Raw genomic sequence first — 14,628 nt, forward strand, 5'->3', positions numbered from 1 at the left:
TTATTCATTACCTACCCCCATACTTCCTGAAGAAAAGGGTTCCGCAGCAACCTTCCTTATTGATGTATAGCTCCGTTAGTGAAACAAAAAGGAGAGGTAATTTACTCTTCTGTTTTTAATTTTTACAAAAAAAGCGATCCTAGAAACTGACCACACCCTCTATATTCTATTCCATCCACTTTTTGTAGAGGGCATCAAATTTTCCCTGCAGCTTCATTTCATCCATCCACATTTCCAAGTAGCTTGCATAAATGAAATCACCTCTCGGGATCATATAACCTTTTTCACTGTTTGTGAAAGGCTTGTCAGTTTGAGCCGCATACAGTCTGGGATCAGCTTTTGCATACAGCATTGCTTCTACTGTGTCAGTGATCATGACATCATACGTATCTTCTGCAACAAGATGTGGGATATCAAGGTTGTTTTCTACAACAGTTACGTTAGCATTGCTTAGATACTGACGGACGAATTCTTCGTTTGTTCCGCCTGGATTTACACCGATGCGTACAGAAGGCTTGTTGATATCGTCAATGGTAAGATACTTGTCTTTATCTTCCTTGCGAATCAAAGGCACCTTACCGAATGAAAGGTACCCTTGGGATACATAAGCGCTTTTTTGTCTGGCTGTATTGCGAGTCACACCGCCCACAGCGATATCGAATTTGTCCGCTTCCAGGTCTTTCATCATCGCAGGCCATGTGGTAGCGACAAACTTCACCTTCACACCAAGGTCTTTGCCAAGTTCTTTGGCAGCGTCCACGTCAAAGCCTTCATACTCATTTGTTTTCGGATTCAAAAAGGTAAAAGGTTTGTAGTCCCCGGTCATTCCTACCCGAATGTATCCACGTTTGAATATTTCATCAAGCTGGGAAGCCTCTACATTTTTCAAATGCCCTGGTGCATTTTCAGATGCCGGTTCAGCCGAGACGTTTTGCGAGGAGATCAGATCGTGACCGACGTACCCTGTACCTAGTAAGGATAAGCTGATCACTCCAGCCATAAGTGTTTTTTTCCAATTGTTAAACATGTGATTTTACCTCCACTTTTTTCTATATTTTTAATTAATCTACCAATTATTAAAAATACAACAAAATAAATGAATCACCTTCAAAAAACAAACACTTTTTATATTTAGGTTGAATTAGCGTAGCAGTGGATATGAAAAGGACTGCACATATTAGACAATATCTAAAATGTGCAGTCCTCATTTAATTTCTTGCTGAACTGAACCACCTGTTAATTCTATAAGCAAAAAAGGCAATCAATACGGCGGCTCTTGATCTTGAACTCGTTAGTACTCCTTTTTATTAGTAATTTTTATGTTTCACGATTTTTGTGGAGTAATTATCACCAGTTCCAGCGAGGAGGCTTGGCAAACAGTCGGCGGAAAGGGAGCGGATTTCGAAAATAACCTGGAACGATTTTCAAATAAAAAAATTCAGACAAACTCTCTTTTCTTCGAGTTTTGTCTGAGTTATATAGTATTCATTCTTTTATTTAAGTGATATTTGGATCATAAACGTTTCCTCCATTTTTTTATGCTTATTAAAACCAAAAGAAGAGGCAAGTATAAAACAAGGTAGGACACGCTGTATGGATTGATCATTTTATTTAGTACATATAAGGAATCGATATCGAAAAAAAGTATATTGACAAGTAGTATGATTATGGACATTACCCATAAGGGATACTTTTGCTGGACGTTGAATAAGCGCTTGACACCCCTGCTGGCAGCCCACAAAGGAATGACCATGTTGGGAATGATGATGATCGTCCACCAAGAAACCGTTATGTATTCGAACCGTTGAATAAAGGGGAATTCAATGACACTGGTCAATGAGAGTGTTGGCCATAGGGTAAGGACCAACTGTTTCTGTGAATAAAAGACTGTCGAAACAAAATAAAGTAATAGGAGCAATAACGTAGTAGTCAAGGCTCCTCCATGAGCATATTTTTGTGATGTTTCAGGATTTTTGATGAACGGATAAAACATCAGGATCATTTCAAAACCAAGCATTGATAATGAAGTATTTCTGGTTCCTTTCATTATTTCGCTTAAAGTATGATCGAAAATAGGAAAAAAACTGGTGAAATCCGCGTATTTAAAGCCATATATAGGTACAATTAAAAGCCAGTATGAAACAATTACAGTTAAAAAGGCTATACCCGTAATGGTTCGGAACCCTCCCGTAATGATGTAATAAATCAGAATCAGGAAAACCAAAGCAAATGCCCAAGAAGGTATCTCTTCAAACATCCATACATGAATGACATTTATATAGCCGATTATGACCGTCATTCCAAGGGCGAAAAAGTACAGAATGAATAAGAGACTAAAGAAATTCCCAATCCATTTACCCCATGCATGATTATTGGCAGAAATGATATCACCGGGAACAATACTGAAAATCTTATAAATAAGCCAAATAAATATATGAACAATCAGTCCGGCTAGGAGTATGGAGATCCATCCATCGGTTCCCGTCGCCTTGGCTAAATCTCTTTGAAAATTTAACACGCCTAATCCAGTTTGCATGGAATGCAGTAAAAAAAACACATAGAATGGCGATACCTTATATTTTTCATTCACACCAGCTTGGTTCATACAGGACCCTCATTTATATCACTCGTATTTCTTATGTTAATAATCTGGCTTTTACAGGAGTAATTTATACAAAGGATACAAACGGTAAGTACAGTTCAAACCTCCTTCAATAAACTAAACATAATCTCACGACTGCTCTGGGGTCCTTAGTCAACATCAATGACTCGGTGATATGATTCTGGATCCATTTCTAAGAAAGGTTTTACCAGGCCTATTCCAGAAGCTGCTTCTATCTCATCGACCGCTTCCTTGGCAGACTGTTCATTAAAGTCTGCAATCACAACGGATGCACCTTTTGTTGATAGCTGTAATGCAGTCTCTCTTCCGATTCCGCTACCCCCGCGCCTGTTACTATAATTACTTTCCCGTTTAAATCGGTCATCATTTAAGCCTCTTTTCTAATTAAGTAATATAACCATCTAATAACCTTCCAATTAGAGTTTTAATCGTTTTCTCTACTTTTAATACCGTAGTTTTTATTGAACTATCCAACCTTGGTAGTTCAATAAAAAAAGCGATCTTATTATAGAATCTAGGTTACTAAATATTTTTTGGATTATTGATCATGTAGTTTGAAGTATTTAATAGAATTGCTCCTCTAGTTTAAGTACAATTCTTCACGATGCCTTTTCTATTTTCAAAAGCAATAATCATCACTTCCTGGCAACAGGAAAGCACGACCACTGTAAGGATGTTTAAAAAATTGGCCCATAGCACAATAATATAAGCAACGTATGTCTGTCTTTATACCACTAAAGGAGGAGGAGTATCCATTTGAAGATCTCTTCAATATCATTCAAAGAGCCTCCAGTTTCCCATGAATTCCCTCCCCTCTATGAAGGTTTAGGACTGCCTGAGGTATCTTCATTCATTCATTCAGCAACGATTTGAATTTGCATATACCCTGGGGGAAGTGGAAAGAATCGGGCATGGCAGCATTCGCTTTTATAAACGGCAGGGGGATTTGGAAGTACATATATCTGATAAGTTGCCAGGAGTGGGACCAATAAAGCTTCGGGTATTAAAGGGCTTGTTACTGGAGGAAGCCAAAACAGCTTTCATCGAAAATATTGAATCCGAAGAAGAAGAACGGAAGGTGTACTACGCCGAATTTCGTCGCCCTGGGAAAGATGCTGAATAAGTTTGCTGTTCCACAAACGGGCGTCTGTTGGTGGAAGATCATTGTTGAGTTCAAAATTAACTAGCTAATGTTTATTATGAATTAAAAAAGGCTGCCGCAGCAACCTCCAATCCGTTTTATTTATCATTATCTAAATCATCATCAAGAAAAGACCTTTTATCTGCTTTAACTCCATACTTTTTTTCAAGAAATTGACCAATAATTGAACTATTAATTCCTTTTCTTACTGCTGTTTCAATAACTATATAGAGAATGAATAACCCCACAACAAAAAATATAGTATCCTTCACTAAAAATCCCCCAAACTTCATGCCGTTTTTTCATTATTTTACCATGAAATCCATACTTCTTTGTTGAAGTATCCGTTTGTTGCATAAAAAAAGGAGCTGCTGATCAGCTCCTTGAAATGAAATAATAGCCCGCCTCCAGACAGGCTAACCCGTATAAACACTTTCACATGTTCCAGGTTTTGGTTCATAATAACAATGATTTTTAAATTGACCAGCAAAAGGTTGATCGTACCATGTTGGTGGGCATGGAGCATATGGGTTAAAATACCATAGGGCATATTTCCCTGGGTGTTGTCTCCAATAATCCAAATTCTGCTTTGCTAATCTTTTTTCTGCAGATCTTGCTCTTTGATAAAACACATTTCCTTTTTGAACAGCTTCAAAAGAATAATTTCCTCCTTGTACTTGATAAATGACTTGCGGAATGGTTCTTAAATCTTTAAAGTCCAAACAATTTGCTTTAAGACGATTAACAATTACATTTCCAACATACAACATTCCTTGTATTCCTTCACCTTCGGCTTCTGCTCTCATCATCCTTGCCATTAAGTCAACGTCTGAACTTCGGTAACTTGCTCTTGCCATTTTTTCACCCCAAAAATATCGTATGAAAAAAAGACTGCATTAATGCCATGGATCATAAAATAAGAATGCTTTTTAAGTAAGATGAAAACTTAAGGACAGCTACCACTGATGCTTTGATTTATCACACAAAAATTGTACCGGCGGAGTAAATCAATAACAAACAAATAATTAACCGAAATGGCTTATCATGTTTAGCGAAAAAATCTTTGAACAGCGAGCCAAATCCTGACCACAGAAGCAATGCCATCCATCCCAGAAAAATAGTTATCGCTAGATAGATAATAACGAATTTAAGCGACTCATTAAACGGCAAAATAAACGCACTCAACACGGTTAAATATCAAAAAGTTGCAAGTGTCCAACATATCACTCGTGCAGCAGAACAATTATCCATTTCCCAGCCTGCGCTTAGTCGGTCCATTTCAAAGCTTGAAGACGAATTAGGTGTACAGCTTTTTGATAGAAAAGGCAGGAATATATATTTGAATCGATATGGAAAGATGTTCTTAAACCGTGTGGAGCAATCAATTAAACAAATTGAAATTGGAAAACAGGAATATGGGATGAAGTCCACCCCGATCATGGCACGATTTCCTTGTCCTTTTTGCCTTCTCTTGGGATACATGTCGTTCCCGACATAATAAGTTCATTTCAAAAACTGCATCCGAATATCAAGTTTCAATTAACTCAAGCCTCGAATCGGCAAATTATAGAGCAATTAAAATCAAGAAAGGTCGATCTGGCTCTTACCTCACTGCTCCATGAGGATAAAAAGGTGAACTGTCAGCCACTCTTAACCGAAGAGTTATTTTTGGCCGTATCTTTCGATCATCACTTAGCATCTTGGAATGCTCTTGACTTAAATACGGTTAAAGATGAACCATTCATCTCTTTTAAAAATGATAATGTACTTCAGACCATTATTAATGATTTATGCAAAAAAGCCGGATTTTCGCCGGATGTTGTGTTTGAAGGCGATGATATTGGGACGGTATCCGGGTTAGTCGGTGCAAAATTAGGCGTTTCTTTAATACCTGAATTACATGTTTTGGACAGAAGCAAAGTAAAGCTTATACGTATCAGCAACCCAATCTGCAAAAGGGAAATTGGAATGGCTTGGTTACAAAATGCCTACTTGTCGCCTGTTGTCGGGAGATTCATTCAGTATATAAATCGCTTTTTCAAAAACGATTAAAGGGGTAGCCATAATAAATGACTTACATGAAGCGTGGAACAAAAGAATTTAAAAAGGTAAACTTTGCTTTATTTGCAGGTGGATTCTGTACCTTTGCCATACTTTGGGGAACACAACCCCTCCTTCCTGAAATCGCAAAGGAATTTCAAATATCACCGGCGATTTCAAGTTTGAGTCAAACATCCACTACGATTGCATTGGCCATTAGCCTATTGATCGCTGGTACATTATCAGAGATTTATGGGCGGAAGCGAGTTATGACCATATCTTTGGTAGCATCATCCATGCTTGCCGTATTAACAGGGTTCATGCCGAATCTTGAATTGCTGATTACTTGCAGAATATTACTGGGCATAACGTTAGCAGGGCTTCCAGCGGTGGCGATGGCATATTTAGGAGAAGAAATCGACCATAAAAGTTTAGGAATGGCCATTGATTTATATATAAGCGGAAATTCATTTGGAGGAATGGCAGGGCGGATCATTAGCGGGATATTGAGTGATTATTTTGGTTGGCGCACCGCATTAACCGGGATTGGCATCGTTAGTTTGGCTGCGACTTTTATTTTTTGGTCGTTCCTCCCTCAATCAACCAATTTTAAAGTGCAAACCTTTAACGTAAAACAATTTGGGCTTGGCTTGTTCAGCCATTTTAAAACACCCGATCTCATTCATCTTTTTCTAATTGGTTTTTTATTGTCGGCTGGCTTTGTTTCTTTATATAACTAAATTGGGTTTCAGCTCATTAACCCGCCCTATTCACTTAGTCAAACCTTGGTTGGATTTATCTTCATCGTCTATATTGTTGGTACATTCAGTTCAACATGGATGGGAATGTTAGCAGATCAATACGGTAAAAGCAGGATGTTACAGTTATCCATCATTATATTGATGTTGGGGGTTTGCATCACATTGAACCTCAATCTATGGATAAAAATTTTCGGAATCGCAATCTTTACTTTCGGTTTTTTCGCCAGCCATTCCATAGCTAGCAGCTGGGTTGGCAGATTGGCCGCTCAAAATAAAGCCCAAGCAGCTTCATTATATTTATTTTCCTATTATTTTGGGGGAAGTATTGCAGGAACGGCAAGCGGTACATTTTATAGTAATTTTGGGTGGATTGGCATTGTCATCATGATCGCTGTTCTTTCAACAATTTCTCTCTTGATTTCAATTCGTTTAGGAACGATTTCTTCACGAACAATAAAGTTTTTGAAAGTACAATAAAGCTGTTTGCAGCAATTTTATCGTAACGTCCTAAAAGAATGTAATAGTTACTCCCAACAATGAGAAGATTTTTGTTGGGAGTTTTTTTGTATACATAAAATTTTTCAATTGACTTTTTGAAAAAAATAAAATAAAATTCAAAGTACTCCATTTAAACTACTCTAATTGGAGTACTCCGAATGGAGTGATATACTATTAAATCAAAAGGATGGATTTAACATATGAAATTTACTGCATTCTTAAAAACAAAAGGTGCATCTGCGGCTATCTTTATGGGGATTTTTTATGCAATTGCCATGCTAGGCATCTTCTTACCTGGGTATACAGCCATTCCAGGAAATGTCGATAAATTACCTATCGCCATCATCAATGATGATGCCGGGGAAAATGGTGCGATGATTGCCGATCAGTTAAAAGAAAATTTACCCTTTAAAGAAATCAAGACGGATATAACCAACAAACAGGCCTTAAAAGATTTAGAGAAAAATGACTTAGCATTAGTCGTACACATCCCGAAAACCTTCTCTGAGAATATGCAAAAAGGTGAAGCGTCATCAAGCATTGACTTTACCATCAATGAGGCAGGGGCAACAGCCGTTTCTTCTACCATGAATTCTGTCGTAACTGAAATTAACAATCAGTTAAGCACACAATTCTCACAACAAACGGCCCAGGGCGTATTGATGAACTTTAATGTACCTGAAAAGCAAGCCGCTGAATTAGCGGAAAAGATTGAGAAATCCTATGTAGGAAATGTGGTTACAATCAACGAAATACCAGATGGCATGAATAACAATATGCTGCCTATGTTCTTGACAATGGCCGGTTATGTCGGGGCGATGATCGGGGCGATGCAAATAGTGGGTGCATTTAGAGCCAGCCGTGGAAAAGCTAGTAAAACACGTTTATTCGTTTATGTGCAATTAACTGCGTTATTGATTGCAGTGGTTTCATCACTCATCGCTGTAGGTGTAGCGTATTTAATTGACAAGCCAAGCGGTGACCTATTCTTCGGTATAGTGGGTCAACAAATACTAAACTATATGGTATGTTTTAACTTCACCGCGATTTTAATCTTCTTATTGGGTGAAGGCGGCATGATTTTAAACCTGCCGATTTTATTAATGCAAACAATCGCAAATGGTGCCACCATCTCACGTGATATGATGCATTTACCATATGAATGGATGAGCCACATTTCCCCGATGTACTACTCGGTGCAAGCGTACTTTGCAAACCTATATGGCAGCATCAGTCCAAGTCCGTACATTTGGTCAATGGCTGCGGTTGGCGCCGTTGCGATGGTAATTAACATGGCTATTGTCGCGTTTATACAAAAACCGATGCCAGGACAGGTTTCTGAAACGGAAGTTGAAAAGAAAGCGGCTGAAATCACAGCTTAAGTTTTGCTACAATAAGGAGATAATACTTCTTAAAGGAGCGTAGAAAATGTCCATCCAAATTTTTATATTGAGCAAGCTGATGGAGGATAAAAACTATCCTTATAAATTAAAAAAACAGCTTTCAGAACCCATTCCATTGGATCGCCTAGGCGGGTTAACTGAAAGTAAACTGTACTACCATTTCGAATCATTGGTAAAACAAGGTTTAGTCGAACCAGTTGAAGTGATAAAAGAAGAACATCGGCCTGATAAACAAGTATTTGCGATTACGGATAATGGTCGCGAAGAACTCCCGAAAAAGATCTATAAATTATTTGAAAATGCGGATGAAATTAAGGATATGATTGTTGGTTTAGCTAACATCAAGTATGTAGATCGGGATAAAGTAGTAGATATATTAGAAAAAAAAGTAAAGTCCATCAAGGCTTTTTGGGAGCAACTTGGAAATTTCGAGCCAGAACCTAAAGGCAACGAGAATATTCGTGAATTTTTGGATGGCTATTTTTCGACCAGAACAGATCACACAATATATTGGTTTGAAGAATTAATTAGAAGGATCAAGTCAAAGGAATTGTAAATTTCCTTTTTCGTGGGCATTCCAAACTTCAGATTAAAAACAAGATTTACGTGCAGATGGCGGTACTACAACGAATGTGGCGAAATTGGCCCATTCATATAACCAATAATAAAAGCTATGTGAAAACTTATATTCACATAGCTTTTATTATTCATATTAACAAATAAGTCCGATTTAGTTTGATCCAACACTTTTTTGAACCTTGGCGATTATTAGTAATAACAATGGAAGCAGAAACCCGAATGTCATAGCATAAAACGGCCAGATTTCTGAAATGAATTCATTATAATGGACGATATTAGGTGTCATAATCAATGTAAAGGCAATCAAAAGGATACCAAACGGAAAAACCAGAGGACGATAATCCTGCAATTTTAACGTTTGTGCCAGGCCTAAAACGGTCACATAAAAAAACAAACTAAATCTAATAAAAATTGTGATGAACCATATTATGGCTAGTATTGCTTCCAGCCGTGTCATGAAATTAGCGATATTGATTTTCTTAGCCAACATATATATTGGATAATTTTGTCTTGCTGTTGACTCTGGACCAAGTACAAGAATGGCTAACATGGTTATAATGATCAAAACACTTCCAGCCAACAATTGACCGACAAAAAGGCTTTTTCTTATTCTGTCTTTTTGACTTACGAATGGGAGGATCATTAGAATCGCAACCGGTTCAATAAACGGAAAAACAATAAATGGTATAGAACCCCGTATAATCTGTTTCAATCCTCCCTCCCCTACGGGTTGCAGATTTTGAAATTTAATCTCAGGAAGGAGAAGAATTATTAATGTTGATACAAGTAATACAACAAAAGGGAAAAATATTTCCGCGCTTCGGGCCAAAGGTTCCAAACCAAGACGTGCGGCCATGAGGACGACACTCATAAAAAGAATCATGATCACTTGAATTGGAGTATCAGGCATAATATGACTTATCATAAAATCCCCAATTTCACTCAGGTAAGTCGCTGTAGTTATAAAAAAGTAGCTTATGAATAGAAGAGAAACTGCTATTCCGAGCCACTTACCCAAAATTTTTTGGCTGTATTCCACTAATGTTGAATCAGGATACCTTTTCCTTAAAGCGTCATATAAAAAAATAACCAATAACGGTGCTATTGCCACGCCAATGATACCCGAAACCCAACCATCTTGTTCAGCTTCAGAAGCGACAATGGAGGGTAAAACTAAAATAGAATCACCAAGCGTATATAATATCACTAATATCGTTAGTTGACGGCTTCCGATTTTACCCTTCTCGAGCATTTGCATAAGTTCCTTTCACAACAAAACGGTAAGTTATATACATATGGTATAAAAACATAGAAATGTTTTCTCTTTGCTGGCGCACCCAGCTCATTTGTGATTCCATAACCATTATTGACAGAAGAAGAATATACAAACCCTGTTGAGTATAAGTTATTTTTTGGCCAATATAAGCCGCAATCGGCAGTTTGGAAAAGCAGAAAATAAAATCCGCTCCCTTTCCGCCGACTGTCTTCCAAGCCTCATCAAAGCAAGCGCCTGTTGGGTCTCGGCTAGCCAGTTATTCGGCCGGAGTGTCGCAAATTTCTTCAATCCAATGTGGGATTTCATAAAACAGTTGGTTCGGGATGACCATTCCGCCCCCCCCTTTACTCGACAAACGGAAACCTTATTTGGGTCTCAAAGTTTGCGATGATTTAAGAATTCTCTAATTTCTTGTATCCCTAGCTCTTGGGCTTTCAATAGCATTTCTGCCCCCTTACTCCACGATATCTGGGATTTTAATTATCATTTTCCCTGTTTCTTTTTCCTTCAAAATATATGAATGCAGAAAGAATAATGATTGCAATTAACACAATGTCAGATAACCAAAATAAGTCCTTATCCGTGAAATACTTAACCACACTTATTATAGGAAGCCCGAATAAGAAAATTAGTAAGAATACATCTTTTTTACTTTGTTTCCGTTTTTCAAAGAACAATCCCAGTATTTTTTCAAAAACTGATCCCATTATAAAACACCGCCTTAATTTTTCCACTCTAAAGTCCGCCGTCTAAACCATCAATCTTTATCCCTCTGCTCCAATCACGGGTGACTTTTAATTCATTATCTATGATGGTTATCGTGAGCTCTCCTTCTTTCTTATAAATTTTGGATGAATTCTCGTCATAAACCTTAAATACCGTTGTGTATGTGTAATCCACTGTGCCATCTTCATTTATACTTTGTTCTTCAAGCTTCACACTTTGCACTTCGATGCTTTTCTTGATTTCTTTGGCTACAAGTGCAGGCATAGAATAAAAACGGTTAAGAATTTGGGCATTATATTCATCTTCTGATAAATATCCTTTAATTTTGTCTGCAATTTCATCAAAGGTAGGAGGATTGGCTGGATCTTTAATGGTATATCGTGCACTATAATAGCCTTTAAATAACTTTTCTGCCTCTCCCAATTTGATCGCATCTCCCTCTTTACCAGGGCTCCTCTCTGTCATTTCACCGTTTTCTTTGACCACTTCCTTGTTACATGCACCTGCACCTGAAAACACTGCGATTAACAACAAAAAGCTAAGAAATTTTTTAATGTCCGCACCCTCATTTCCTTTTAAATTTCATTTGTTCAAAAATGAATTTCATTAGTATGAGCAGCCTTTAGATGTTCAAAATAAGGTAAGGGGGATCACTGATCATCAAGGTAATTAATAAAAAACAAAAAATATATTGAAATATCAATTTAATTTAGTTATAATACGATACGGTCTTAGTTTAAGCTTAGATTAAATTTTTAGAAAATTTAATAATTTTCTAAAATAGCAAATTTTGGTTTCTCGGAGGGTTTATTTTGTCTAATAAGGTACCATTTTCATTTATAGTAGTGATTGGGTTAATGTTATTTGCCCTTTTCTTCGGGGCAGGGAATTTAATTTTCCCGCCAATGCTTGGTCAATCAGCAGGTACGAATATCTGGTCAGCTAATGCAGGGTTTTTGGTCACAGGAGTAGGATTACCGTTACTTGGTGTTCTGGCACTCGGTTTTTCTGGAAAAGATGACTTACAATCATTAGCGAGCCGCGTCCATCCAGTCTTTGGTATTGTATTCACAACTGTTCTTTATTTAGCCATCGGTCCATTATTCGCAATGCCTAGAACAGGAAACGTTTCTTTTGAGATCGGTGTAAAACCTTTTTTGCCTGAAGATCCAGGTCCACTGCCTTTACTTATTTTCACCATCATCTTTTTTACAGTTTCGTGCCTTCTTTCGCTCAATCCCGCGAAAATTGTCGAAATTGTGGGGAAAGTTTTAACACCCATCAAGTTGACATTCATTGGAATCCTGGTGGTAGTCGCTTTCGTAAATCCGATTGGAGATTTTCAAGCACCTGCCGAGCACTATATGGTCCAACCATTTTTCAATGGGTTCAGAGAAGGTTATCTAACGATGGATACTCTTGCATCTTTTGTTTTTGGCATCATCATCATCAATGCCATTAAAGAAAAGGGTGCTAAAACAAAGAAACAAATAATGATCGTTTGCGGAAAAGCGACTGCGATCGCGGCCGTTATCCTTGCTACCATTTACACAGCTCTTTCTTATATGGGTGCTTCAAGCGTTGAGAAACTTGGACGCTTGGATAATGGAGGCATCATCTTGGCAAAAGTCTCGGATTACTACTTTGGAGCATATGGCGGGCTATTATTAGGATTAATGATCACAGTGGCTTGTATAACGACGAGTGTAGGACTCATTACATCTTGCTCGACATACTTCCATAAGCTATTTCCAAATCTGCCTTACAAAACAATTGCCATCAGTTTATCCATATTCAGTGCAATAATAGCCAATATTGGACTAACCCAGTTAATTGCCATTTCTGTACCTGTAATGACAGCCATTTATCCATTAGCGATTGTTTTGATCTTCTTGACATTTCTTCATTCTTTATTTAAAGGAAGACCTGAAGTTTATCAAGGCAGCTTACTTTTAACATTCATCGTCAGTTTATTCGATGGATTAAATGGAGCAGGTGTACACATTTCATTCATCAATGATTTCTTCACTGCAATACTTCCTATGTATGAGGCAGGACTGGGATGGATCATCCCAGCAATTGTCGGAGGATTCATTGGGTATGCCAGCAGCGTCTTACGTTCGAAATTCGGTCATAATCACCAAATAGATTAAACGATAAAATCAGTCCAGGAATATTTGACTGTAGGCAAATTCGAAGAAAAGCGAGTTTGCCTACAGTTTTTTTCTTTGAAAAACGTTCCAGTTAAATTCAGAAACCCGCTCCCATTCCGCCGACTGTCTGCCAAGCCTTCACTCCGCAAGTCAGTTATTCGGCAGGAGTCATTCATTCCGTAATTTCTTCAGCAATTGAAAAATCTGCCCCCTATGATGTGCTTCATGTTCAATCAAATGGTAAACGACCCATTCAGGTGTGACGTCATATTGTTCAAGCACCCTCGGTTTACGCCAATCCGTTAGGTCCATTGTGCGAAAGTTTGAAAGAAATACTTCACGTACCTTATTGAGGCGGTAGAAATGTTCTTCTAATGTTTGTCCTTCAATGTGGCTTAGGGAGCAATCCTCAGCACGGCATCCAAATGGAAACAATGCGCGTATTCCCGAATCCCATTCTGTAACAAGGACCTCCTCGTATAACCAATCTGCCTCTATCAACGCTATGTGATATAACAGTGAGCCAATCGTTTGCCTTTCATCGATTTTCGAATCGAGTAAATTTTGGCTGATTCCTGTCAATTCCGCTATAAGCGTACGGCGAACATCTTCTAAACACCATAACCACCGCCCAATTTCCTCTTCATATCCCGGTAATGCAGATACCAGTAATGCTCTTCTCTCCACCAAGATCATCCTCCTCTTCATGAACGTACATTCTATTTAAAAGTGTTGTTTCCTTCTTTTAAATGGAAAAATTAATGAATAGCCTGCCTTTTAGGGCAGGACAAAAAGAGCAATCTTTTGATTGCCCTTTCGCTTGTTCCTGATCGTTTCGTTTATGTCATCGATATCGTAGATCGAAATTAACTCCCCAAAAAGAGATTGGCTCTCATCTCCTCTGTTATACGCCTGCTTTGTAGATAATCCTGTTCCCGTTCTTGTTCAACCATCATGCGTTGCTCCAGTTTTTGAGCATATAGTGCATAGCCGATTCCATGAGCCTGAAACATCGCTTTTTCCATTGCCGACGTGTACGTTAATTCGAGAAAATTAATGAAGAATCAATCCTTCCCATAGTAAATTTCGTACTCATCTTATCATTGTTAGTGATAACTCACAAAGTTGCTATGGCTCCATATTCACTGATAATTCAGATTTTTCAACAGCTGTTTCTATCTCCGTGTACATAAACGCCAAATTCCTCAATCTTCCTCTAATTTCCTTTTTTCATTTACAAAATGAGCAGTTGAAGACAAATTAAAAGTCCCATTAACAAACCTGGTGTTAATGGGACTGAATGTTTATTTATAGGAACCGAAAATTTCCTTTGCCAATCTACGCCCAGTAGGAGTCGCAGCCAGGCCGCCCTCTGCCGTTTCGCGAAGTGCAACCGGCATGGTCAATCCTATTTTATACATGGCATCG

14 protein-coding genes and 3 pseudogenes are annotated in these 14,628 nt (G+C 38.0%); 6 read left to right on the plus strand and 11 right to left on the minus strand.

The genetic code is table 11. The annotated features are described in order from the left end of the window. Window positions 1–166 precede the first annotated feature (166 nt). The 3 genes from ACFX4I_RS24210 to ACFX4I_RS24220 form a co-directional block, all read right to left on the minus strand. The gene (locus tag ACFX4I_RS24210; RefSeq protein WP_377423595.1) at window positions 167–1,027 is read right to left on the minus strand and encodes a transporter substrate-binding domain-containing protein; all 861 of its coding nucleotides are present in this window, start codon (window positions 1,025–1,027) and stop codon (window positions 167–169) included. A gap of 486 nt (window positions 1,028–1,513) precedes the next feature. Continuing rightward, the gene (locus ACFX4I_RS24215) at window positions 1,514–2,605 is read right to left on the minus strand and encodes a GerAB/ArcD/ProY family transporter (protein WP_230303622.1); all 1,092 of its coding nucleotides are present in this window, start codon (window positions 2,603–2,605) and stop codon (window positions 1,514–1,516) included. Window positions 2,606–2,751: 146 nt separating this feature from the next. Continuing rightward, window positions 2,752–2,934, minus strand: a complete 183-nt coding sequence (locus ACFX4I_RS24220) for a hypothetical protein (protein ID WP_377423617.1) — start codon at window positions 2,932–2,934, stop codon at window positions 2,752–2,754. A 584-nt stretch (window positions 2,935–3,518) separates the two neighbouring features. Here ACFX4I_RS24220 and ACFX4I_RS24225 point away from each other — a divergent pair. Then, window positions 3,519–3,746: a hypothetical protein gene (locus ACFX4I_RS24225; protein ID WP_377423598.1), complete on the plus strand. Its 228-nt coding sequence runs from the start codon at window positions 3,519–3,521 to the stop codon at window positions 3,744–3,746. A gap of 116 nt (window positions 3,747–3,862) precedes the next feature. On the opposite strand, the gene ACFX4I_RS24230 is transcribed toward ACFX4I_RS24225, so the two are convergent. Then, window positions 3,863–4,036, minus strand: coding sequence for a hypothetical protein (locus tag ACFX4I_RS24230; RefSeq protein ID WP_309519776.1), 174 nt, complete (start codon window positions 4,034–4,036; stop codon window positions 3,863–3,865). A 144-nt stretch (window positions 4,037–4,180) separates the two neighbouring features. Beyond that, window positions 4,181–4,621 carry a cell wall hydrolase gene (locus ACFX4I_RS24235; RefSeq protein WP_230303625.1) on the minus strand — a complete coding sequence of 147 codons (441 nt, stop codon included), beginning with the start codon at window positions 4,619–4,621 and terminating at the stop codon, window positions 4,181–4,183. Between the two features lie 314 nt (window positions 4,622–4,935). Between ACFX4I_RS24235 and ACFX4I_RS24240 the strand changes: the two are divergent. The 4 genes and pseudogenes from ACFX4I_RS24240 (at window position 4,936) to ACFX4I_RS24255 (ending at window position 9,022) form a co-directional block, all read left to right on the plus strand. Continuing rightward, window positions 4,936–5,816 (plus strand): annotated as a pseudogene (locus ACFX4I_RS24240) (LysR family transcriptional regulator). A 17-nt stretch (window positions 5,817–5,833) separates the two neighbouring features. Continuing rightward, a pseudogene (locus ACFX4I_RS24245) lies at window positions 5,834–7,042 on the plus strand (MFS transporter). Between the two features lie 221 nt (window positions 7,043–7,263). Next, window positions 7,264–8,445 (plus strand): YhgE/Pip domain-containing protein, encoded by a 1,182-nt coding sequence (locus ACFX4I_RS24250; protein WP_377423602.1) that lies wholly within the window; start codon window positions 7,264–7,266, stop codon window positions 8,443–8,445. 46 nt (window positions 8,446–8,491) lie between these two features. After that, window positions 8,492–9,022, plus strand: a complete 531-nt coding sequence (locus ACFX4I_RS24255; protein ID WP_230303627.1) for a PadR family transcriptional regulator — start codon at window positions 8,492–8,494, stop codon at window positions 9,020–9,022. 174 nt (window positions 9,023–9,196) lie between these two features. Here ACFX4I_RS24255 and ACFX4I_RS24260 read toward each other — a convergent pair whose 3' ends face one another. From ACFX4I_RS24260 to ACFX4I_RS24270, 3 genes are all read right to left on the minus strand, one after another. Next, the gene (locus tag ACFX4I_RS24260; protein ID WP_377423604.1) at window positions 9,197–10,297 is read right to left on the minus strand and encodes a GerAB/ArcD/ProY family transporter; all 1,101 of its coding nucleotides are present in this window, start codon (window positions 10,295–10,297) and stop codon (window positions 9,197–9,199) included. Window positions 10,298–10,797: 500 nt separating this feature from the next. Beyond that, a complete protein-coding gene (locus ACFX4I_RS24265) occupies window positions 10,798–11,055 on the minus strand; it encodes a hypothetical protein (protein ID WP_230303629.1) in 258 nt (85 codons plus the stop codon). Between the two features lies 1 nt (window position 11,056). Then, window positions 11,057–11,566 carry a hypothetical protein gene (locus ACFX4I_RS24270; protein WP_377423608.1) on the minus strand — a complete coding sequence of 170 codons (510 nt, stop codon included), beginning with the start codon at window positions 11,564–11,566 and terminating at the stop codon, window positions 11,057–11,059. Between the two features lie 293 nt (window positions 11,567–11,859). Between ACFX4I_RS24270 and brnQ the strand changes: the two genes are divergently transcribed. Further along, a complete protein-coding gene (gene brnQ, locus ACFX4I_RS24275) occupies window positions 11,860–13,200 on the plus strand; it encodes a branched-chain amino acid transport system II carrier protein (RefSeq protein ID WP_230303631.1) in 1,341 nt (446 codons plus the stop codon). A gap of 168 nt (window positions 13,201–13,368) precedes the next feature. On the opposite strand, the gene ACFX4I_RS24280 is transcribed toward brnQ, so the two are convergent. The 3 genes and pseudogenes from ACFX4I_RS24280 to ACFX4I_RS24290 all read right to left on the minus strand — a co-directional run. Then, on the minus strand, window positions 13,369–13,896 hold the full coding sequence (locus tag ACFX4I_RS24280; protein WP_377423619.1) for a DinB family protein: 528 nt from the start codon (window positions 13,894–13,896) through the stop codon (window positions 13,369–13,371). Window positions 13,897–14,066: 170 nt separating this feature from the next. Beyond that, window positions 14,067–14,213 carry a YuzK family famiily protein gene (locus tag ACFX4I_RS24285; RefSeq protein ID WP_192208360.1) on the minus strand — a complete coding sequence of 49 codons (147 nt, stop codon included), beginning with the start codon at window positions 14,211–14,213 and terminating at the stop codon, window positions 14,067–14,069. Window positions 14,214–14,504: 291 nt separating this feature from the next. Next, window positions 14,505–14,628 (minus strand): annotated as a pseudogene (locus ACFX4I_RS24290) (L-serine ammonia-lyase, iron-sulfur-dependent, subunit alpha); the annotation flags it as partial.

The sequence above is a fragment of the Peribacillus sp. YIM B13472 genome, assembly GCF_042788005.1.
In the GTDB taxonomy this organism is placed as follows: domain Bacteria; phylum Bacillota; class Bacilli; order Bacillales; family DSM-1321; genus Peribacillus; species Peribacillus simplex_E.